22 protein-coding genes and 1 pseudogene are annotated in these 21045 nt (G+C 73.2%); 10 read left to right on the forward strand and 13 right to left on the reverse strand.

Annotation, left to right across the window (positions count from 1 at the left end; translation table 11 throughout):
* The first annotated feature begins 7 nt into the window (after positions 1–7).
* Both ABIA32_RS11425 and ABIA32_RS11430 read left to right on the forward strand, forming a co-directional pair.
* Entirely contained in the window at positions 8–1516 is a 1509-nt protein-coding gene (locus tag ABIA32_RS11425; RefSeq protein WP_370093917.1) for a histidine kinase, read from the forward strand.
* Entirely contained in the window at positions 1468–2112 is a 645-nt protein-coding gene (locus tag ABIA32_RS11430) for a response regulator (RefSeq protein WP_370093918.1), read from the forward strand. The genes ABIA32_RS11425 and ABIA32_RS11430 overlap by 49 nt, the downstream gene beginning before the upstream one ends.
* A 139-nt stretch (positions 2113–2251) precedes the next feature.
* Here ABIA32_RS11430 and ABIA32_RS11435 read toward each other — a convergent pair whose 3' ends face one another.
* A complete protein-coding gene (locus tag ABIA32_RS11435; protein ID WP_370093919.1) occupies positions 2252–2677 on the reverse strand; it encodes an OsmC family protein in 426 nt (141 codons plus the stop codon).
* A 42-nt stretch (positions 2678–2719) separates the two neighbouring features.
* A complete protein-coding gene (locus tag ABIA32_RS11440; RefSeq protein ID WP_370093920.1) occupies positions 2720–3271 on the reverse strand; it encodes a gamma carbonic anhydrase family protein in 552 nt (183 codons plus the stop codon).
* A 268-nt stretch (positions 3272–3539) separates the two neighbouring features.
* Between ABIA32_RS11440 and ABIA32_RS11445 the strand changes: the two genes are divergently transcribed.
* The 3 genes from ABIA32_RS11445 to ABIA32_RS11455 all read left to right on the forward strand — a co-directional run bounded on the left by ABIA32_RS11445 (position 3540) and on the right by ABIA32_RS11455 (position 5290).
* Positions 3540–3977 carry a VOC family protein gene (locus tag ABIA32_RS11445; protein WP_370093921.1) on the forward strand — a complete coding sequence of 146 codons (438 nt, stop codon included), beginning with the start codon at positions 3540–3542 and terminating at the stop codon, positions 3975–3977.
* A gap of 18 nt (positions 3978–3995) precedes the next feature.
* Complete coding sequence (locus ABIA32_RS11450; protein WP_370093922.1) at positions 3996–4460, forward strand: SRPBCC family protein; 465 nt, start codon at positions 3996–3998, stop codon at positions 4458–4460.
* 110 nt (positions 4461–4570) lie between these two features.
* Positions 4571–5290, forward strand: a complete 720-nt coding sequence (locus tag ABIA32_RS11455; RefSeq protein WP_370093923.1) for a GntR family transcriptional regulator — start codon at positions 4571–4573, stop codon at positions 5288–5290.
* Positions 5291–5308: 18 nt separating this feature from the next.
* Here ABIA32_RS11455 and ABIA32_RS11460 read toward each other — a convergent pair whose 3' ends face one another.
* The 4 genes from ABIA32_RS11460 to ABIA32_RS11475 all read right to left on the reverse strand — a co-directional run bounded on the left by ABIA32_RS11460 (position 5309) and on the right by ABIA32_RS11475 (position 9216).
* Positions 5309–5857 carry a GNAT family N-acetyltransferase gene (locus ABIA32_RS11460; RefSeq protein ID WP_370093924.1) on the reverse strand — a complete coding sequence of 183 codons (549 nt, stop codon included), beginning with the start codon at positions 5855–5857 and terminating at the stop codon, positions 5309–5311.
* 25 nt (positions 5858–5882) lie between these two features.
* Positions 5883–7070, reverse strand: coding sequence for an ROK family protein (locus ABIA32_RS11465; protein WP_370093925.1), 1188 nt, complete (start codon positions 7068–7070; stop codon positions 5883–5885).
* Between the two features lie 130 nt (positions 7071–7200).
* Complete coding sequence (locus ABIA32_RS11470; RefSeq protein ID WP_370093926.1) at positions 7201–8412, reverse strand: type ISP restriction/modification enzyme; 1212 nt, start codon at positions 8410–8412, stop codon at positions 7201–7203.
* A 30-nt stretch (positions 8413–8442) separates the two neighbouring features.
* On the reverse strand, positions 8443–9216 hold the full coding sequence (locus tag ABIA32_RS11475) for a class I SAM-dependent methyltransferase (RefSeq protein WP_370093927.1): 774 nt from the start codon (positions 9214–9216) through the stop codon (positions 8443–8445).
* Positions 9217–9420: 204 nt separating this feature from the next.
* Between ABIA32_RS11475 and ABIA32_RS11480 the strand changes: the two genes are divergently transcribed.
* A complete protein-coding gene (locus ABIA32_RS11480; protein ID WP_370094122.1) occupies positions 9421–9861 on the forward strand; it encodes a GNAT family N-acetyltransferase in 441 nt (146 codons plus the stop codon).
* Positions 9862–9907: 46 nt separating this feature from the next.
* A complete protein-coding gene (locus tag ABIA32_RS11485; RefSeq protein ID WP_370093928.1) occupies positions 9908–10204 on the forward strand; it encodes a hypothetical protein in 297 nt (98 codons plus the stop codon).
* Here the strand turns inward: ABIA32_RS11485 and ABIA32_RS11490 are convergent.
* The 6 genes from ABIA32_RS11490 to bioB form a co-directional block, all read right to left on the reverse strand.
* A complete protein-coding gene (locus tag ABIA32_RS11490; RefSeq protein ID WP_370093929.1) occupies positions 10157–12727 on the reverse strand; it encodes an ABC transporter permease in 2571 nt (856 codons plus the stop codon). The genes ABIA32_RS11485 and ABIA32_RS11490 overlap by 48 nt on opposite strands.
* A gap of 13 nt (positions 12728–12740) precedes the next feature.
* Complete coding sequence (locus tag ABIA32_RS11495; RefSeq protein WP_370093930.1) at positions 12741–13505, reverse strand: ABC transporter ATP-binding protein; 765 nt, start codon at positions 13503–13505, stop codon at positions 12741–12743.
* Positions 13506–13632: 127 nt separating this feature from the next.
* Entirely contained in the window at positions 13633–14931 is a 1299-nt protein-coding gene (locus ABIA32_RS11500; protein WP_370093931.1) for an acyltransferase, read from the reverse strand.
* Between the two features lie 86 nt (positions 14932–15017).
* Positions 15018–15731: a dethiobiotin synthase gene (gene bioD / locus ABIA32_RS11505; protein ID WP_370093932.1), complete on the reverse strand. Its 714-nt coding sequence runs from the start codon at positions 15729–15731 to the stop codon at positions 15018–15020.
* Between the two features lie 37 nt (positions 15732–15768).
* Positions 15769–17061 (reverse strand): adenosylmethionine--8-amino-7-oxononanoate transaminase, encoded by a 1293-nt coding sequence (locus tag ABIA32_RS11510; RefSeq protein WP_370093933.1) that lies wholly within the window; start codon positions 17059–17061, stop codon positions 15769–15771.
* Positions 17061–18134 (reverse strand): biotin synthase BioB, encoded by a 1074-nt coding sequence (gene bioB / locus ABIA32_RS11515; RefSeq protein WP_370093934.1) that lies wholly within the window; start codon positions 18132–18134, stop codon positions 17061–17063. The genes ABIA32_RS11510 and bioB overlap by 1 nt, the downstream gene beginning before the upstream one ends.
* Positions 18135–18341: 207 nt before the next feature.
* Between bioB and ABIA32_RS11520 the strand changes: the two genes are divergently transcribed.
* Complete coding sequence (locus ABIA32_RS11520) at positions 18342–19055, forward strand: hypothetical protein (protein WP_370093935.1); 714 nt, start codon at positions 18342–18344, stop codon at positions 19053–19055.
* Positions 19056–19074: 19 nt separating this feature from the next.
* Positions 19075–19263 carry a hypothetical protein gene (locus tag ABIA32_RS11525; RefSeq protein ID WP_370093936.1) on the forward strand — a complete coding sequence of 63 codons (189 nt, stop codon included), beginning with the start codon at positions 19075–19077 and terminating at the stop codon, positions 19261–19263.
* 42 nt (positions 19264–19305) lie between these two features.
* Here the strand turns inward: ABIA32_RS11525 and ABIA32_RS11530 are convergent.
* Positions 19306–19429: pseudogene (locus ABIA32_RS11530) on the reverse strand (short-chain dehydrogenase); the annotation flags it as partial.
* Positions 19430–19679: 250 nt separating this feature from the next.
* Here ABIA32_RS11530 and ABIA32_RS11535 point away from each other — a divergent pair.
* Entirely contained in the window at positions 19680–20849 is a 1170-nt protein-coding gene (locus tag ABIA32_RS11535) for an 8-amino-7-oxononanoate synthase (protein WP_370093937.1), read from the forward strand.
* The last annotated feature ends 196 nt before the right edge of the window (positions 20850–21045 follow it).

Below are 21045 nucleotides of genomic sequence, written 5' to 3' on the forward strand. Positions count from 1 at the left end.
CCGACTGATGAGCTCCGATCCGGGCTCCGACCAAAGCGACGTCGCCGTGCACGCGTTCGATGGCGGGCGACTACGCCGGACGCTGCTGGCTCCGTTCCGCGTGGCGTATCTGGTCTCGCTCGCGGCGGCGGGCGGCGCTGCGCTGCTGGCCACGCCGTTGCTGCTGGCAGCCCGGGTCTTCGGGGGGCAGCCGGACGCGGCCGGGGACCACTTCCATCTCTATTTCGGGCTGTTGGTCACCCTGGTGCCCTGCCTGATCTGGGGGGCGAGCTGGGCGACCGGCGGGCGCGGGCGCGCGGCGGGAGCGGTGTTGGTCCTGCCGGGAGTGCTCACGGTGGCGGCGATCGCTTTCTACCCCGGTGGGCCGCCCGGTGCCGATCACGGCGTGGTCTGGCTCTCCCCGCTGCTGCTCACACTGGGCGTGCTCGCGTCGCGCTGGGTCGCGTCGGAACACCGCAGGCTGGTGACGCGCTGGAGCGGTGTCCCGATTGCGGACCCGTACCGTGCACTGCCGGAAGGATCGACCGCGCAGCGGCTGCGCGCGTGGCTCAGCGGCTGGCTCACCGACCCGGCCACCTGGCGGGACGTGGCCTGGACGCTGCTCTGCGCGGCCGTCGCCGCGGCACTGGTGGTAGGGCTCGCACTGGCCCCCTGGGCGCTGGACATGCTCGGACCGCGCGGCACCGGCCCGCACGCGGTGAACGGGTTCGCCCACCCCGCGGTGCTGTACGGCATCGCGCTCTGGCTCGCGCCGCTGCTGATCCTCTGGGGCTCGCCGCTGGTGCTCAGCCAGCACGCCCGTGGCGCCCGTGCGCTGCTCCGGCCGTCCCGGCGGCGCGAACTGGCCGCCCGCGTCCAGCATCTGGCGCTGACCCGCGCCGACAGCATCGACCACGGTGCGGCTGAGCTGCGCCGTATCGAACGCGATCTGCACGACGGCGCGCAGGCGCGGCTGGTCGCGCTCGGTATGGCGCTCAACGCGGCGGAGCAGTTCTTCGAGGCCGACCCGGCGATGGCACGGGCGCTGCTGACGGAGGCGAAGGACTCCTCGGCCAAGGCGCTGGTCGAGCTGCGCGACCTGGTGCGCGGCATCCACCCGCCGGTGCTCGCCGACCGCGGACTCGTCGACGCGGTACGGGCGCAGGCCCTGGACCTGCCGCTGCGGGTGGAGGTCAGCGGCGACCTGGCCGGGCGACCGCCGGCCGCGGTGGAGTCGGCGGCCTACTTCGCGGTGAGCGAGCTGCTGGCGAACACCACCAAGCATGCCGAGGCCCGCCGCGTGTGGATCGAGATCGGCCATACTGGCGACATGCTGCGGATCGGCGTCACCGACGACGGCCGCGGCGGCGCCGACCCGTCCCGGGGCACGGGGTTGGCCGGCATCGAGCGGAGGCTGGCCGCGTTCGACGGCGTCCTCGCCGTCAGCAGCCCACCGGGCGGACCGACCATCGCGAATCTGGAGATCCCTTGCGCGTCGCCATCGCCGAAGACCTCTTCCTCCTCAGGGACGGGCTGACCCGCCTCCTCCAGGCCCACGGCATGGAGGTCACCGCGGCGGTGGAGGGCGGCGAGGAGCTGCTGGAGGCTCTGCGCAAGGACCGGCCGGACGTCGCCGTCGTCGACGTCCGGCTCCCGCCCAGCTTCACCGACGAGGGCCTGCGGGCGGCGCTCACCGCCCGCCAGGAGCTGCCGGGGCTTCCGGTGCTGGTGCTGTCGCAGTATGTGGAGCAGCTCTACGCAAGGGAGTTGCTGGCGGACGGCAGTGGCGGGATCGGCTACCTGCTCAAGGACCGGGTCCTGGACGGCACGCAGTTCGTCGACGCGGTGCGGCGGGTGGCCGCGGGCGGCACGGCGATGGACCCGGAGGTGATCGGCCGTCTGCTCACCCACAACGCGGCCGCCGGCCCGGTCGCGGCCCTGACCCCGCGCGAACGCGAGGTCCTGGCGCTGATGGCGGAGGGCCGCTCGAACGCGGCGATCGCGCAGCAGTTGGTCATCACGGAACGGGCGGTCGCGAAGCACACGGCGTCCATCTTCGTCCGCCTCGACCTGCAACCTTCGGACGACGACAACCGACGGGTCCTCGCGGTGCTGGCCTATCTGAACGGCTAGCAAGTTGCACTCTGCCAGGGGCGCGGGGAACTGCGCGAGAGACCACCCTGTGCGGATGGCCCTGCGCGTTGAGGACCATCCGCATGTCGGTGGCTTGTCGCGCAGTTCCCCGCGCCCCTGGCAGAGTGCAACTGGCCCTTTAGTTTTCGACCGTCGAGGTGACCGGCGTGCCGATTTCCACCGTGCGGCTCACCGTGCAGAGACGGTCGTGGGAGGTCTTCACCGCGCGGGGGAGGATCGCGCGGGCGCGGTCGCCGGCCTCGCCGTCGGGGAAGGTCACCTGGAAGCTGACCGCCAGGTTCGTCATGTGCTGGCCCAGGTCGTCGCTGACCTTGTCGCCCGTCACCGTCACCGTGAAGCCGGTCGGCTCCGCGTGGCGGGTGGTGGCGATGTCGGCGTCGATCGCCGTGCAGCCGCCGATCGCGGCGAGCAGCAGTTCGACGGGGGTGAAGTCGGCATCGCCGGTCGAGCCGAAGGTGAGCTCGCCGCCGCGGACGTTCGTCGCGGTGTAGCGGCCCGCGCTGGTGCGTTCGATCCGGACGGAGCGCAGAGTGTCGTCGGTCATGACGACGACACTAAGCGATCACCCCGGCCCTCGCGGTCAGGCTCAGCCTTCCGCGCCGACCTCGCGGTGCTGCGCGGAGAGGGCGACGTACCACTCGGCGTTGAGCTTGATGTGGGCGTGCTCCTCGTCCGTCAGCGGGCGGCGCACCTTCGCGGGCACGCCCGCGACCAGGGAGCCCGGCGGCACCTGGGTGCCCTGAGTCACCAGCGCGCCGGCCGCGACCAGTGAGCCCGCGCCGATCACGGCGCCGTTCAGCACCGTCGCGCCCATGCCGATCAGGCAGTCGTCCTCGACCGTGCAGCCGTGCAGCACCGCGTTGTGGCCGACGGAGACCCGCTCGCCCAGGGTCACCGGGAAGCCGAAGTCCGCGTGGGCCGAGCAGTTGTCCTGGACGTTGCTGTCCGCGCCGATCGTGATCGTCTCGCAGTCGCCGCGCAGCACCGCGCCGTACCAGACGCTCGCGCCCGGCGCGAGCGTGACCGCGCCGAGCACGGTGGCGTTCACGGCGACGAAGGCCTCTTCGCTGACGGTGGGCGTGCGCCCGGCGACGGTGGCGATCAGCGGGGTGCGGGGCTGGGCGGTCGGTTCGGTCATCGGGGGTGGCTCCTTGCAGCTGGTCGGTCGTCGGTGCGTCGTGCCGGGAGAGATCCTGCCTGATGTCGTGCGCGCGATCCGCCGCACCCCCGACTTGGACCGGCCGACACATGGTGGGCGGCGTCGCGGGGCGATGACTCTCGCCTGGACGGCTTCTCCTCAGTCGTCGCAGCTCCGCTGCGCCTCCCTCGTCGGCACCGCCCAGACTCGGCCCTCGCCCCGCTCCTTCTTCCGCCCACCATGTGTCGGCCGGTCCTATCCTGACCGTATGACCCTCCCCGCCCGGATCAGCATCGTGACCCTCGGTGTCAGCGACCTGCAGCGCAGCATCGAGTTCTACCAGGATCTCGGCTGGCCGCTCTCGTCCGAGTCCCAACCCGGCACGATCGCCTGGTTCCGCACGGCCGACTCCGTGCTCGGCCTCTTCCCCTCGCCGGAGCTCGCCGCCGACGCGGGCGTGCCGGACGACGGCGAGCCGACGTTCCGCGGGGTGACCCTGGCGGTCAACCTGGGCACCCGCGAAGAGGTCGACGCCGCGATGGCCGCCGCCCTCGCCGTCGGCGCCGACCTGGTCAAGGCGCCCACGCTCGCTGAGTGGGGCGGCTACAGCGGCTACTTCGCCGACCCCGACGGCCACCTCTGGGAGCTCTGCCACAACCCCGGCTTCCCGCTCACCGCGGAAGGCCGCCTCGACCTGCCTGTCTGACGGGCCGACACTTGCGGCATGGCAGCCGCGATGCACCGCTACCGCTTCCTCTCCACCTGGGAGCTCTCCGCTCCGCCGCACCTGGTCTACCGGGTGCTGGCCGATCCACGCGCCTACCCCGTCTGGTGGCCGCAGATACTGGAGGTACGGCAGCTCACGGACACCAGCGGGCGGATGCGCTTCCGCTCGCTGCTCCCGTACGAGCTCAGCGTGACCGCGCACGAGGCGCGGCAGGACCCGGCGGCCGGTGTGCTGGAGGCGCGGCTGACCGGTGATCTCGAGGGCCTCACCCGCTGGACGGTGACCGGTCGCGGTGACGGCGCGAGCGTCGCCGTCTTCCACGAGGACGTCGAGGTCACCAAGCCGTTGATGCGGGCCTTCGCGCTGCCGGGAAGACCGGCATTCCGGGCGAATCACGCCTGGATGATGCGCCATGGACACGTCGGACTCCGTCACTATCTGGCCCTTTGCCATTGGTCTTGACCAATGGCAGCGGTGCCCCTATGGTCTGGCTTACTGCAAAGTCCTTTAATAAATAAGGGCTCATAATCGCGGCCCCGCCAGCTGGCAGGGCGCACACAGTGGAGGCCAGGGTGGGGACCACAGCGACCGAGGCAGCTCCGGAGCCGAAGTACTGGCACCTGCGCACGGTGCTGGTCCGGACGATCGACGAGGAGTTCCGGACCGGCGAGCTGCTCCCCAACGAGCGTGACCTGGCCGCCCGCTTCGGCGTCGCCAGGGCGACCCTGCGCCAGGCCCTCGACCAGCTCGAGCTGGAGGGCCGCCTGGTCCGCCGCCGCGGCATCGGCACGCTGATCGCGGCGCCGCGCATGGGCATCCCCGTCGTCGAGGCATCCGGCCGCGACACCTGGCGGATCGTGGACTGCGGCGTTGCGTCGGCGCCCGCGTCGGTCGCCGACGCGCTGGGCCTGGAGGCCGGCGCGGAGGTCCACAGTGTCCGCAGGGTGCGGATGATGGCCGGTCAGGCCGTGGGCACGGAGACGCTGTTCGTCCCGGTCGAGGTGATGCCGCACGTCCCGGGCTTCCTCGCCGAGTCGAGCCGGGCCCGCGCGATCCTCAAGCAGTTCCAGCTGCTGCCGGTCGAGGGCGAGTCCCGCTCCGTGGAGCTCGGCGTGGCCGAGGAGGAGCAGGCGCGCCTGCTGGAGCGTCCGCCGGGCATCCCGGTGCTGGTGCTGACCGCGCGCTACCTGGGCGAGGAGGGCCCGCTGGCAGTGGCGGTCTCCACCTACCGCGCCGACACCTGCAAGCTCACCTTCGGCGAGTCCGGCGTCGAGGTGCGCGCGGCCTCCTGAGGTCTTGGACCGACGGTCTCACGCCTCCGCGTGGGCCGCATACTCCTCGCGGCTGATGGCCAGGACTCGCACCCGGCCGCCGTGCGCGGGCACCACCGTCTCGCGCTCCAGACGCAGGCCCAGCTTCGTCATCACCCGCTCCGACGCCGTGTTGTCCGGGTGGCAGATGCTGACGACCCGGTCCAGGCCGGCCTCCTCGAAGCCGAAGCGCAGCGCCACCCGCGCGCCCTCGGTCGCGAACCCCCGCCCCCAGTACGGACGGGCCAGCCGCCAGCCGATCTCGACGGCCGGCAGCACCTCCGGCAGGAAGGTCGGCACGGCGAGCCCCACCCAGCCGACGAGGGTTCCGCTTTCCAGCTCCTCGGCGGCGAAGAGCCCGAAGCCGCGCTCCGCCCACATCTCCCGCATCCGGGTCAGCGCGGCCGCCGTCCCGGCCCGGTCGTGGACCGAGCCGTCGCGGATGTAGCGCATCACCTCGGGGTCCGCGTAGATGGCCGCGAGCGCGTCCAGGTCGTCGTCCCGCCACCCGCGCAACAGCAGCCGCTGCGTCTTCAACTCGATCGTCACCCGGCCATCATGCGCCCCAACTGCGCTACTGCTCAACCGAGAAGAGCTGCCTCTCGGCGTGGTCGAAGGCGAGCTTGACCGCGCCGATCGCGATCGCCGCGTCGCCCAGCGCGGCGATCTGCACCTCGGGCGGACGCAGGCAGAGCCGGCTGAGCTGCTCGCGCAGCGGTTCGACGACGCCGTCCAGGCCGCTGGCCCAGCCGCCGACGACGACGATCTGCGGGTCGATGGCCAGCACCAGCGCCGCGACGTCCCTGACCAGCCGGGCCAGGAAGCGGTCGCGGACGTGCATGGCGGCGTGGTCGCCCTCCTGAGCCAGGCTCAGCACGCGGGCGACGGCCGCCTCGTCCAGCGGGTCGCGCAGCCGGTTGCCGGGGGAGGAGAGTAGTTGCGAGGGCTCGGACTCCTGGCCGAGCAGGTGCAGCGAGCCGATCTCGCCCGCCGCGCCGCCGAAGCCGCGGTGCAGTCTGCCGCCGATCAGCGAGCCGGCCCCTGGGCTCAGCCCGGCCAGCACGAAGACCAGGTCGCCCTTGCCGACCGCCGCACCCTTCCAGTGCTCGCCGATGGCCGCGAGGTTGGCGTCGTTCTCGACCAGGACCGGGCAGCGGAACGAGCGGCGCAGCTTGTTGGCCAGGTCGAGTCCGGTCCAGCCGGGCAGCGCCGTGCCGAGCTGGACGACGCCGTCCGCGTCGACCACGCCGGGTGTGCCGACGCCGACCGCCCAGAGTGTGTCGCGGGAGATCCCGCCGCGGCGCAGCAGCTCGGCGACCGTGCCGCGGACCAGCGCGAGGCGTTCGTCCGCCTCGGTGGACTCGTCGATCGGGCGGCCGTAGGCGCCGAGGGTGCGGCCGCGCAGGTCGGAGATGATCGCGCGGGCGCCGTGCGTGCCGATCTCGACGCCGAGCAGGTGTCCGGCCTCGGCGCGGAAGCGGAAGTGTCGCGCCGGGCGGCCGCGCTGACGCACACTCTCGCTGCGCGGCGCACCCCCCGCGGCCCCGGCGACGGCGGCCGCAGCAGCGGCCGGGTCGACCTCGACCACCAGGCCCGACTCGATCAGGCCCTCGATCACACCCTCGACCGTGGGCCGCGACAGGCCGGTCTCGCCGACCAGCTGCGTCAGGGTCAGTACGGCGCCGTCGCGGAGAGCGCGCAGCGTCACCGCGGAATTGATCCGCCGCAGTAGTGAGGAGTCACCACCGGTGAGCTGGGGCACGCTCCGTCCTTCCACTGTCGAATGTATGGCGGATGGTATCCGGGGCGGCTCAGCAGGGGCGAGCGTCTTTGCAGCTCAATCGGGGCTTCGGTATCAAACGGCAACACTCGTGGCCGCTGGGTGCAACCCCTCAGAGCAGCGCGTACTGGCCCTCCGGGCCTTCATCGAGCGAACCGAGCACCGAGGCCGGGCGCCGCGCGGCGGGCAGGACGGGGAGGACCCCGGCCGAGGTCAGCTCCTCGCGTCCGAGCCACGGCCCGCCGTCGCGGGCGAGCGCGTCCTGGGCGGGCCGCAGCTCGGCGAGGTGAGCCAGGGTGGCGGCGAGCTCGATCAGCTCGGTACCGGCCCGCTGCGGCCAGCTGGTCAGCCCGAGGGCCTGGAGCGTGCCGCTGGGTGCGGTCCGGAAGGCGGTGCGCTCGGCGAACCACTCCCGCAGCGCGGGCGACTCCCCGGCGGCGGGAGCGACGGGCGCGAGGCGACCCTCGCCGAGCAGCAGGGTCTCGGTCTCGGCGTCGTAGTCGAGGCCGGCGGGCTGCCGGTCGACGGCCTGCCGGATGAAGGTGCGGCGGCCGTCGGGCAGGCGCAGCCCGGGGCGGGCGAAGGTGTGCAGCTCGAGCAGGCGGTGGCCGAGGGCCAGGCCTTCCGCCCAGGTCGCCGCGGAACGCGGGAGCGGCACCAGGGGGCTGCCGTCGGCGCGCCGGGGTGCGTCCGGCCGGGCCGTGAGGGCGGCGGTCCAGGCCAGGACGTCTATGGGGGTGACCTTCACCGCGAGCGTGCGGGTGAGGCAGCGGAGCAGACCAGGGGCGAGGTTCGGCTCGTCGCCCTCGGGTCGGCGGTGCAGCGGGTGGACGGTGACCCGCTGGTCGACGGGCAGCTCGGCGGCCACGGTGGTCGTGGGAGCCGAGCTGCCGGACGCGGCGGCGGCAGCGAGTGGCTGCACGAGCAGGTAGCGCTGCTGCGGTCCGGCCGCACGCCACAGCTCGGGACGCGCCTGGTCCAGCAGCCGGTGGTCCGCCAGCAGCCAGGCCCGGTCCAGGGGTCGGTGGCGCACCCTGACCAGAGGCGGCCGCGGGCCGGGCTCGCGGGAGAGGCGCCGGGTGGTGGCCTTGCCGCCCAGACCGGGGAGCGCGGCTACGGCGGAGTCGGGTGTGCGTGACCGCGAGAGCTCGAACAGTTCCGCTCGCTGCGCGGGCGCGGCGGCGGCCAGCCGCCGCCAGCGCTCCTCCAGGACCTCGGGATCGGCCCCCAGCACCCAGCTCCGCCCGGTCCTGATCCCGCGCACGGCCCACGGCATGAGCTCACCGAGCGCGGTCGGCGCCAGGTCCCCACCCGAATCGACCACGGGCCCATCGTAATGCCGACGCCTCGGCCGTCAGCGAGTGGCCGTCAGCAGCAGGAACGGCGCGGCGGTGCGCTCGCGTGCCCACGCGCGGTCGCCGCGCAGCGCCGGGTCCGCGACGCTCTCCGTGTCGGCGAGGACCGGGGCCAGCTCCTTCATGCCGCCCTCGAAGCCGGCCTTGACCAGCGCGGTCCGGTAGGTCTCACGGTTCCAGTAGCGGTTCTTGATGGTCGTCCAGCTGCCGTCGACCCGCTGCACCTCGACCGGCATCAGCTCGCCCGGCTCGTAGAACGCGCCGTCCTCGCCGCGCTTGAAGCCCTCGAAGACCGCGCCGGAGACGTGGTCGGGGTTGGGTACCAGGATGGTGAACCGGCCGCCGGGTCTGACCACGCGGGCGACCTCGGCGATGAGCTCGCGTATGTGCTCCTCCTCGTCCACGCAGGTGAAGAGGAAGCAGGCCATCGCCGCGTCCAGCTCGCCGTCGGTGAGGAAGGGCAGCAGGGCGCCCTCGGCGAGCCGGTACTCGACGCGTTCGTGCGCGGCGTGCTCGCCGGCCAGGGCGATCATCGCGGGGGAGGAGTCGATGGCGAGGATCCGCACGTCGCAGCGGTCGGCCAGCCAGCGGGTGACCTCGCCGGGGCCGCAGCCGAGGTCGAGCAGCCGGGCGCCGGGCTGCCGGTCGAGACCGAGGGCGAGTGGGAGGAAGGAGTAACCGAACAGCCAGGACCCGGAGTCGTCCCATTGGCGGTAGTCGTCCGCGATGCTCGGCTCCAGATAGGAGATGATCTCTGTGCTGTCGGTGGTCACGCAGGGCTCCCTGTCGATCGGCCCCCGTGATCTAGGAATCGGGCCGAGTGTAGTGATCTCCCTCGCGGTCCGAAACGGATCTCTGTGTCATTCGTGCAACATCCGTCCCGGCGTCAACAGACATGCAGTCACCGGGAGTTCAAGAACTGTCTCGATCCCTGGAACTCCCGGCGCGGAGGAGGCTGTGACTGGTTGGCTGACCGGATGGAACACCTGCGCCTACGCACCGCCCGCGCCGCCGACGTCGAAGCCGTCCTCGCCTTCTGGAAGCACGCCGCCGAGGGCACGAGCATCAGCGACGACGTCGCGGGCGTCACCCGGCTCGTCGAGCGGGATCCGGAGGCCCTGATCCTGGCCGAGCGCGAGCAGGACGGCGAGATCGTCGGCTCGGTCATCGCGGGCTGGGACGGCTGGCGGGCCAGCCTCTACCGGCTGGCCGTGCACCCGGACCACCGCCGTCAGGGCATCTCCAGGCTGCTGCTTGACGCCGCGCACTCCCGCTTCGTCGCGGCCGGGGGACGCCGCGCGGACGCGATGGTCCTGGTGGAGAACGAGACCGGTCAGCAGGCGTGGGCCGCTGCCGGCTACGCCCAGGAGAACCACTGGCGACGCTGGGTCAAGCCGCTGGTCCAACCTGAGCGATGACGGTCGGGAGGGACGGATTGTCAGTGCCGCGGCGTAGCGTCGAGGTATGGTCGCTCAACTGCCTCGTGGGCACCCCCAACTGAACGAGCTGCGGGCCGTCGCCGCCGAACTGATGGCCCGGCTCGCCGATCTGCGCGAGCGCGCGCTGCCCGCACCGCAGGCGCTCTGGCAGGCCGCCGAGCGGTTCCAGCCGCTGCTGGACGGCGTCGAGCCGGCCCCGGGGGAGGCGGAGGAGCTCTGGGAGCTCGCCCTCGCGCTGCCCCGAGCCTGGCAGGACGAGGGCCTGCTCGCCTTGTTACTCGTGCGCGATCGCGTCGAGGACGTTGAGCCGGGAGGCGCGTAGCGCCGGGCCGAGCGCGGCGAGCAGACCGACGACGGCGGCGCCGATGACCACCGCGATCACCGTCGACCATGGCACCGACAGCGCCTGCAGCCCCTTCGCGGCCAGCAGCCGCTGCGCCGTCAGGCCCCAGACCAGCCCGAGGCCGAGGCCGAGCACGGCCCCGAAGAGGGCGATGACGACGGCCTCCAGGCGGACCATCCGCCGCAGTTGCTGACGGCCGAGACCGATCGCGCGCAGCAGGCCGATCTCCCTGGTCCGCTCGATGACCGACAGCGCCAGCGTGTTCACCACGCCGAGGACGGCGATGATGATGGCCAGCGCCAGCAGCCCGTAGACCAGTTGCAGCAGGAAGTCGATCTGTCCGCGGATCAGCTTCTTGTAGTCCGACTGGTCCCGCACCTGCACCTGCGGGTCCTTGGCCAGGGCCGTGGTCAGGGCGCTCTTGACCTGGGCCTTGTCGGCGCCTTGGGCGACGTTGACGAAGACCACGTCGTCCAGCGCGCCCGGCAGGAAGGAGCGCAGCGTGGCCGAGCCCAGGACCGGCTCGTCGCCGAGCCCGCCCGGATTGGGGTCGGTGACGTCGATCGCGCCGACCGTCAGCGTCCCCGTCCGGCCGTTCTGGAAGACGATCGTCACCGGGCTGCCGACGCGGAGACCGTGGGCGTCCGCGTAGCCGGAGCCGAGCAGCACCTTGCCGGGCGCGATGCCCTGGTCGACCGTGCCGTCGCGCATCTGGATCCGGACGACCTTGTCCAGCCCGGGGCCGGTCCCCACCACGTTCGTCTTCTTCTGCGTGCCGTCGGCCGCGACGAGCACACCGCGCGAGGCCTGGCCGCGTACCGCGAGACCGACGCCGTGGGTGACCTGCACGGTGTCGCCGACCTCGCCGGGGAAGGGCAGTCCGGTGGTGTTCTGCACGATCAGGTCGGCACCGATGGTCTTGTCGATCTGCGCGTCGAAGGAGGCGGCCAGGGAGGAGCCGACGACCGAGAGCGAGGCGACCAGCGCCAGGCCGATCATCAGCGCCGAGGCCGTCGCGCTGGTGCGGCGCGGGTTCCGCAGCGCGTTGCGCTGGCTCAGCGTGCCGACCGGGCCGAAGACCCGCGGGAACCACCCGCCGACCAGCCTGATCACCGGCCGGGCCAGCAGCGGACCCACCACGACCAGGCCGATCAGGCTCAACAGCACGCCCACACCGAGCAGCAGCCCGGCCTGGCCCAGGTTCTTGTCCGCGGCCGCGCCGCCCAGGCCCGCACCCGCCACCAGCATCAACGCGAGCCCGCCGATCGCGCGGATCCGCAGCGGCGCGCCGCGCCCGGGAGTGTCCGCCTCGCGCAGCGCCGCCATCGGCGAGACCCGCGCCGCCCGGCGGGCCGGCAGGTAGGCCGAGACGGCGGTGACGATGATGCCGACGGCGTAGGCGCTGACAACGGTGGGCCAGCGCACCGCCAGTTGGCTGCCCTTGAGCACCATGCCGCCGGCCGCGATCAGTTTGATCAGCCCCAGCGCCAGCCCGACGCCGAGCAGCAGCCCCACTGTCGAGCCGACGACGCCCAGCAGCACCGCCTCGACCAGCACGGAGCGGTTGACCTGCTCCCGGCTCGCGCCTAGCGCGCGCATCAGGCCGAGCTCACGGGTGCGCTGGGCGACCAGCATGGAGAAGGTGTTGAGGATCAGCGAGATGCCCACCAGCACGGCGATCCCGGCGAAGCCGAGCAGCGCGTCCTTGATGACGGAGAGGAAGGTGCCGAGCGCCTGCGCGGCGTCCTTCGCCGTCTGCTCGGCGGTCTTCACGTCGTAGGCGCTGCCGACGGCCGCGGCGACGCGCTCGCGCAGCTGCTCGTGCGTCACGCCCTTGGCGGCGGCCGCGTCGACGGCGGTGAACAGGCCCTCCTGGCCCAGCAGTCGGCGCTGCGCGGTAGCGGTGTCGAAGAAGACCAGCGTCGCGCCCGGATTGGTGGTGTTGAAGGTGGCCATGCCGGTCAGCGTCACGGGGAAGCCGCCGGTCGCCGAGATGACGCGCAGCTGCTGGCCCAGCACGAGATGGTGCTTGCGCACGGTGTCGGCGTCGACCAGCACCTGGCCGTCGCCGGTGGGCGCGTGACCGGCGGTCAGGTCGACGGGGGAGTTGGGCTCCTGGCTCCAGTTGAGGCCGAGCGTCGGTGCGCCGCCGATCGAGCCGATGTTCTTGTTCTGCGCGTCCGTCAGCACGATCCCGGCCAGGCCGACCCGCCCGTAGGCGGAGGCCACCCCCGGCACCTGCGCGACCCGCTGGACCAGCGAGGCGGGGACGGTCGGCACGGTGCCGGAGAGGTTCTGGTCGTTGCGCCCGACGACGTCGTTGTGCGCGGTCACCGAGACATCGGCGGACGTGCTGCGGAAGAGGCGGTCGAAGGTGGACCCGATGGTGTCCGTGAACATCAGCGTGCCCGCGACGAAGGCCACCGAGAGCACGACGGCCAGCAGGGAGAGCGCGAGCCTGCCCTTGTGGGCGAGGAAGCTGCGCAGCGTCGCCTTGAGCATCGAACGACTCCCCTCAGTCGGCGGCGGGCGTGCTCGGGCGGCGGTCGAAGCGGCGCATCCGTTCCAGCACGGCGTCGGCGGTGGGGGAGGCGAGGCGGTCGACGATCCGGCCGTCGGCGAGGAAGAGCACGAGATCGGCGAAGGAGGCGGCGTTGGGGTCGTGGGTGACCATCACCACCGTCTGTCCGAGCTCGTCGACGCTGCGGCGCAGAAAGCCCAGCACCTCCGAGCCGGAGCGCGAGTCGAGGTTGCCGGTCGGCTCGTCGGCGAAGATCAGCTGCGGCCGGGCGGCGAGGGCGCGCGCCACGGCGACGCGCTGCTGCTGCCCGCCGGAGAGCTCGTGCGGCCGGTGCTTGAGCCGGTCACCGAGGCCGAGGGTCTCGATGACCTGTTTCAGCCACTCCGCGTCGGTCCTGCGCCCGGCGATGTCCCCGGGGAGGGTGATGTTCTCCTCGGCGGTCAGTGTGGGGAGGAGGTTGAACGCCTGGAAGACGAAGCCGATCCGGTCGCGGCGCAGCCTGGTCAGTTGCTTGTCGCCCAGCCGGGTCAGCTCGGTGTCTCCGATCCACACCTCGCCGGCGCTCGCCTGGTCGAGCCCGGCCAGGCAGTGCATCAGCGTGGACTTGCCGGAACCGGAGGGGCCCATGATCGCCGTGAACCGCCCGCTGTCGATCTCGACATCGACACGGTCGAGTGCGAGGACGGCGGTGTCGCCGGCCCCGTAGGCCTTGCTGAGCCCGACTGTCCGGGCTGCCGGTCCGGGCTCGTTCTGCGCCATGACTCCCCCATCCGCACAGCTGGATCGGCGTCCGGGACGAGCCTAGGCCCGCCCGCCCACCGCCTGCATCCGCCCCAGGGCGGAGTCCGCCCCTGATTCGCCCCGGGGCCGGAACCACGGCCCAGCCTCACGGCGTCGGCGTAAGCACGGGTTCGGCCTGCCGGGCCTCCGACCGCGCGGACCCGAGCACGAGCGCCGTTCCGGCGGCGAAGAGCGCCGCGGCGAGCGTCGGGAAGCGGCCGTCGTACGCGAAGCCGTGGCCGGCGAAGACGGCCAGGGCGTAGACCGAGGCGGCGAAGCCTGGCCAGAAGAGCAGCGGGTGGCGGACGGTCGCCTCCGGGCGGAGCCGGACGGCGAGCCCGCGCAGCGCGCGGTCCAGCGGAGCCAGCGCGAGAAGCAGGACCCAGAGCAGCAGGCCCAGCACCAGCAGCCAGGGCAGGCGCAGCGCCCACCACGTCCCCGAGCCCACGACCGGCTCCGGCGCGAGCCGGGGGAGGTAGAGTAGGCCCGCCGCGGCCAGGACCGGCACCATGTGCCAGAGGTAGACGGGCATCGACGCCCGACCCACCGGCGCCACCAGCCGCCACACCCGCTCGCGCGACAGCAGCCGCCGCGCCGCCGGAGCCACCGCGACGCACAGGCCGCACTGGGCGACGACCCAGGCCAGCATGGCCGCCGAGGGCGGGTTGGTGTTCGACACCGTCTCCGTGGAGACCAGGATCAGGCTGACCGGGAACGGGCCGAAGGCCACCAGCAGCGCGAAGGCCGCGCTCCCGCCCAGTGCGAGCGTCCGGGGCAGCAGCCGACGCCGGGTCAGCCGGCCGTCCGCCCAGCAGAAGCCCAACTGGTAGGCCACCGCCCAGACCAGCACGTAGTTCAGCGAGCCGACGACGGGAGCGTGCGCGTCCAGCACCGCGACGTCGACCCCCAGCGCAGTGAGCGCGAGAGCGCCCACGGCGCCGAGCCCGAAGCGCCGGTGGGCGGCGAGGAGCACCGGCGTGAGCGCGGTGAGCAGCAGATACACCGGCAGGAACCAGAACTGCATGGCCAGCGCCCAGCCGACCATCGCCAGCAGCCCCAGGTCGACCCCGACCGCCGCGCAGACGGCGACTGCGGCGAGGGCCAGCCCTGTGTAGACGGCCGTCGGCAGCAGCAGTCGCACCGCCCGCCGCCGGATCCAGGGCAGCGCGCGTCCATCGGCCCGCACCCAGGACGCGGCCGCGGCGTTGCCGCCCGCGAGGAAGAACAGCGGCATGACCTGGAAGACCAGGGTCAGCCACTGCGTCCACGGCAGGGTCGCGAGCAACTCGGGAGCCGCCAGCGCCCCGGCCCGGTGCGTCAGCGCGGTGATCAGCCAATGGCCCGCGACCACACAGGAGATGGCGAGGGCGCGGAGGAAGTCGAGGTAGCGATCACGCGTCGTCACCCGACTGATTGTCGGGACCGGCACGTCAGCGGAACCAGCACGGACCCGCATCGATGTCGCCGCGAGTACGTCTCCCGCCCGCCGGGCTACGGCGCCCAGACGCCGCCGAGGTCCGGGGCGAGGGCCGCACGGGCGACGGGAAGGAAGGCGTCAGCGGTGACGGTCGGCCCGGCGCTGTTCTCCGGGAACGCGCCGAGGAGCGGGGCGGCGGCGACCTCGGGGAGGTCGGCGAGGTTGCAGCGCATCGCCAGGTCGGGTTCGGCGGGCCAGCTGCCGATGATCAGGCCGTGCAGCGGCACCGACCGTGCCCGCAGTGCCTCGGCGGTGAGCGCGGTGGTGTTGAGCGTCCCGAGCCCCGCCGTCACCACGACCAGCGCCTCCACCGCGTGCCCGAGCAGGGACAGCTCGGCGGGGACCTCGGCCAGCGTCGCGCCCGTCGCGTCGTAGCGGACCAGCAGGCCGCCCGCGCCCTCGATCAGCACCAGGTCGTGGGAGCCGGCCAGCCGGGCGGCCTCCGCCGCGACCTGGCGCGGCGTCACCGGCGGCAGGCCGCTGCGCGCGGCGGCGGTGGCCGGGGCCAGCGGCTCGGGGAAGCGGCCGAGCTCGCTGACCGTCAGCTCGCCCGCCAGGCGCAGCACCTCGTCCACGTCCCCCGGCTCGCCCGGCGCCACGCCGGTTTGCGCGGGCTTCAGCACGGCGACACCGCGCCCTGCCGCCTTGGCCAGCGCCGCGACCGCCGCGGTGGTGACGGTTTTGCCGATCTCGGTGCCGGTCCCGGTGACGAGAAGGATGGTGCTCACGGTGGTGCTGCTCTCCTACGGGAAAGGGTGGGGGTGCTCAGCCCGCCTGGGCCGCCGCGCGGACGCCCGCGCAGAGGGTGGCCAGGTCGGCGTCGTCGGTGATGTACGGGGGCATGGTGTAGACGAGGTCGCGGAACGGGCGCAGCCAGACGCCCTCCCGGGCGGCGGCCGTCGTCGCCGCCCGCATGTCCACTTCGTGGTCGAGCTGCACCACGCCGATCGCGCCCAGCACCCGCACCTCGCGCACGCCCGGCAGCTCCGCCGCCGCGGCGAGACCCGCCGAGAGCCCGGCCGAGATCCGCTTGACCTCCACCTGCCAGTCCTGCGCGAGCAGCAGCTCGATCGACGCGTTCGCGACCGCCGTGGCGAGCGGGTTGCCCATGAAGGTCGGGCCGTGCGCCAGCACCGGCACCTCGCCGCGGCTGATGCCCTCGGCGACGCGCGTCGTGCACAGCGCAGCCGCCAGCGTCAGATATCCGCCGGTCAGCGCCTTGCCGACGCACATCACGTCCGGCGCCACGTCCGCGTGGTCGGCCGCGAAGAGCGCGCCGGTCCGGCCGAAGCCGGTGGCGATCTCGTCGAAGACGAGCAGCACGTCGTGCGCGTCGCACAGCTCCCGCAGCACCCGCAGATACGCGGGGGAGTGGAAGCGCATCCCGCCCGCGCCCTGCACGACCGGTTCGACGATCACCGCCGCCGCCTCCGCCGCGTGGCGGGACAGCAGCTCGTCGAGGTGGGCGATGTAGGCCGGGTCGAGCGGCGCGTCGAAGCCGTCCGGCGGGGCGTCGGCGAAGACCTGGCGCGGCAGCACGCCGCTCCAGAGCTGGTGCATGCCGCCCTCGGGGTCGCAGACCGACATCGGGTGGAAGGTGTCGCCGTGGTAGCCGCCGCGCCAGGTCAGCAGCCGGTGCTTGTCCGGGCGACCCTGCGAACGCCAGAACTGCAGGCACATCTTGGCCGCGACCTCGACCGAGACCGAACCCGAGTCCGCCAGAAAGACGTGCTGCAGCGGCTCCGGCGTCAGCTCGACGAGCTTCGCCGCCAGCCGCACGGCGGGCTCGTGGGTGAGCCCGCCGAACATGACGTGGCTCATCCGCCCGAGCTGCTCGCGCACCGCCTCGTCCAGCACCGGATGTCCGTAGCCGTGGATGGCGGACCACCACGACGACATGCCGTCGATCAGCTCGTCCCTGTCCTCGACCGGCCGGGCCATCCGCAGCCGCACGCCGCTCGCCGAGCCGACGGGGAAGGGCTCGACCGCGCCCGGCATCGCCCCGTAGGGGTGCCAGACATGGGCGCGGTCCAGCGTCAGCAGTGTCTGGACGTCCATCACGCGTTCGGCGGCAGGTCCGTGCCCGCGCCGCGACGGCGGACGGCGACCTGGGCGAGCTCGCCGTGCTCGCGGTCGCGCGGCAGCGTCGCCTCGTCCGAGCCCTCGATCACGAAGCCGGCGTCCGCGATCATGTCGAGGTCGGTCTGACCGGCCTGTCCCTCACTGGTGAGGTAGTCGCCCAGGAAGATCGAGTTGGCCAGGTGCAGCGCCAGCGGCTGCAGCGACCGCAGGTGCACCTCACGGCCGCCCGCGATGCGGACCTCCATGTCGGGGAAGCAGAACCTGACCATGGCCAGGATGCGCAGGCAGCGCTGCGGGGTGAGGTTCCACTCCTTGGCCAGCGGGGTGCCCTCGAACGGGATCAGGAAGTTGACCGGCACCGAGTCCGAGCCCAGCTCGCGCAGCGCGAAGACGACGTCGACCAGGTCGTTGTCGCTCTCGCCCATGCCCGCGATCAGACCCGAGCAGGCGGACAGCCCGGCGGCCTGCGCCTTCTGCACGGTGTCGACGCGGTCGGCGAAGTCGTGCGTGGAGCAGATGTCCTCGTAGGTCGACTCGGAGGTGTTGAGGTTGTGGTTGTAGGCGTGCACGCCGGCGTCGCGCAGGCGGTCGGCCTGGCCGTCGGAGAGCAGGCCCAGGCACGCGCAGATCTCGACCTGCTCGTTCTCCTCCTTGATCGCCGCGATGGTGTCGGCGACCCGGTCGACGTCCTTGTCCGTCGGCCCGCGACCGCTGGCGACCAGGCAGACGCGCTTCGCGCCACCGGCGACGCCCGCCTTCGCGGCGGCGGCGGCCTGGTCCGGCTTGAGCCAGGTGTACTTGAGGATCTCGGCCTTCGAGCCCAGTCGCTGCGAGCAGTAGGAACAGTCCTCGGGGCAGAGCCCGCTCTTGAGGTTGACCAGGTAGTTGAGCTTCACGCGACGGCCGAAGTAGGCGCGCCGCACCCGGCCCGCAGCAGCGACGACGTCGAGCAGCTCGTCGTCGGAGGTGGCCAGGACGGCCAGTGCCTCCTCACGGGTGGGCAGTTCGCGGTCGAGCGCCTTGGTCACGAGGGTGTCGAGCAGATCCATGATGGCGATCCTGCCCTGCCGGGATCGAGCGCCGCCAGTGCGGAACTGCATAGAACATCTCACACAGCACTGGTCGTGTTGTCATAGATCTTCCAACTCGGGCAGCAATCGTCCCATGTCAGGGGTGTGTATGAGGCGGGGGAAGCGGTGAGGAAAGAGGATCACCCCACTCGTTCGGACGCAGGTCCGAGCCCTACACTTTCCAGCATGACGACCAGGGGAGAGCCGACCCCCGAGCACCGGCCGCGCCGCTCACGCACCGTCGCGTTGCTGGGTGTGCTCGCCGTGTCCGCGGCGGTGGCGACCTGGGCGGAGGTTCACTACGCCGGCGGTGGTGCGAGCGCGGCGAGCGCTTCGGGCGACGTCTCCCAGGACAGCATCGCGGTGCCCGCGGGCAACGGGCAGTCGGAGGCCGCGCCGTCCTCGCTCGCGGAAATGGCCCTGGCGGTCCTCCCGGCGAAGGCGGACATTCCCGTCACGCCGACCAACCCCACGGCGTTCGAGGCGACCCGCTACGCCGTCGGCACCGGCCTCTCCTGCGCGGACGCGCTCGCACCGGCGGTGCCGAAGGCGGCGAGCGCGTCCTGCCAGGACTACCTGACGGCCTCGTACGTCAGCACGGACCGTGCGCTGGTCGCCTCGGTCACCGTGCTCGTCTACCCGGACGCGGCGACGGCGAAGAAGGCCAAGCCACAGCTGAACACGGCCGGCACGACGACTTTCCACGAGCCGGGCAACGCGCTCCCCGGGGTCACCGCGGCGGAGGCGTCGGCACAGTTCCGGGTCGAGCAGGTGGGGCGTTTCGTGACGGTCGTACAGGCCGCGTACGCCAGCGGCGCGGTGCAGCCGACGGAGGATCTGGTGACTCCGGTCTGGTACCTCTCGGCGCAGCTCGCCGACGACGTGATCTGGAACGGCTGAGCAGGGTCGGCGCGGATCAATGGCTGACGAGGACTACTGCGCCGTCGTCCCCGACGCCGTCGAGTGCCGCCCGGCGGCGCCGGGCGAGGCGGTGGCCGCGTGCGTGCTCTGCCAGGAGCCGACGGACTACGCCGCCGACACCCCGGGCCTGCCGCGCTGCGCGCGCTGCGAGTGGCAGCAGGCCCAGCGCGGCGCCTGCTCGGGCTGAGGGCTGAGGGCTCAGGGCCTGCGGGTCACAGCGAATCGCCCCTCGCCCGGTGACGTAGACGGTCGCCCCAGCTGCCCCCAGCTCCACGACGATCCCGCGCCCCAACCTGGGTGCCACCGGCGACGAGGGCGACCTGGCCCGAGAGCGGGCGGGTGGTGTCCGGCAGCGCGACGTCGGGCCGTGGGCTGCGGGCTGCGAGGCGGGGCGCGAACCAAGTGCCCCGGAGGGCGGGGGTGAACGCCGGGCTGGGAGGCGGAGCCGCCCGAGCCGGGAGATCGCGAGGACTCACGCTGCGCGCCGGGGCAGCCTGGAGGCGTGCGGTGGCGCCGCCCAGGTGGGGGGATGCGCAGCGTCGTGATCCATGTCGCATCCGGGCTGAGTTGTCCGGGCTGTCACGGACCTGGCAAGGTCGGCGCATGACCATCGCCACCGCGGACCCCTTCGCCTGGATCGACGTCGCCGCCGAGAACCGGCGCCGCGCCGGACTGGTGCGGACGTTGCGGCCGCGCGCCGCCGAGAGCGACCTGCTCGACCTCGCGAGCAACGACTACCTCGGGCTCACCCACGACCCGCGCGTCACCGGCGCTGCCGCCGACGCCGCGATCCGCTGGGGCGGCGGGTCCACCGGTTCGCGACTGGTCACCGGCACCACCGAGCTGCACGCCGAACTCGAGGCCGAGCTCGCCGACTTCTGCGGGGCCGAGGCCGCGCTCGTCTTCTCCTCCGGTTACACCGCCAACATGGCCGCGCTCACCGCGCTCAGCGGTCCGGGCGCGCTCATCGTGTCCGACGCGCTCAACCACGCGTCGCTCATCGACGGCTGTCGCCTCTCCCGGGCCCGGATCGCCCGCGCCGCGCACAAGGACCCGGACGCCTTCCGCGCCGAGCTCGCCGCGCGTGACGAGGAGCGGGCGATCGCCGTCAGCGACGCCGTGTTCTCCGTCGACGGCGACGCCGCGCCGCTCGCCGAGCTCGCCCGGGCCTGCCGCGACCACGGCGCGGCGCTCGTCGTCGACGACGCGCACGGGCTCGGCGTGCTCGGGCCCGGCGGCGCGGGGGCGACGGCCGCGGCGGGGCTCGCGGGCGCGCCGGACGTCGTGACGACGCTGACGCTGTCGAAGTCGCTGGCCGCGCAGGGTGGCGCGGTGCTGGGCCCGCGCCGGGTGATCGAGCACCTCGTCCAGGCGGCCAGAACCTTCATCTTCGACACCGGCCTCGCCCCCGCCGCGGCCGGAGCCGCGCTCGGCGCGCTGCGCGTGCTGCGCGCCGACCCGGCGCGCGCCGACCGCGCCCGCGAGGTGGCGCGGTCGCTCTCGGACGGACTACGTGCGGAGGGCCTGCGGGCGAGCGAGCCGGACGCCGCCGTGGTATCCGTCCGCGCGCCCTCTCCGGAGGCGGCGCTCGCCTGGGCCGGCGAGGCCCGCGCGCGCGGCCTCGGCGTCGGTTGCTTCCGGCCGCCGTCCGTCCCCGACCGCGACTCCCGGCTGCGCCTCACCGCCCGTGCCGACCTGACGGACGAGCAGATCGCCTGGGCCGTCTCGGTCCTGGCCGCGACCGCGCCCGGGGGCGCGCGTCAGCGGGCGTAGAAGCCGTCCGGCTGCCCGGGTCCATCGGGACCGCGCGGACTTCGTTACGGTCGCCAATTCGCGGACCTCGCGGGCGACGGTCGGCCACAGTGCGGCAGGCAGGTCGTGCCCGACGCCGGGGAAGGTGACCAGCCGGGAGCCGGCGAAGGCGCGGGCCGTGCCACTGGGCGCCGATCTGCCTGCTCTGGGCCTTGGC

The organism is Streptacidiphilus sp. MAP12-20 (assembly GCF_041262525.1).
GTDB lineage: Bacteria > Actinomycetota > Actinomycetes > Streptomycetales > Streptomycetaceae > Streptacidiphilus.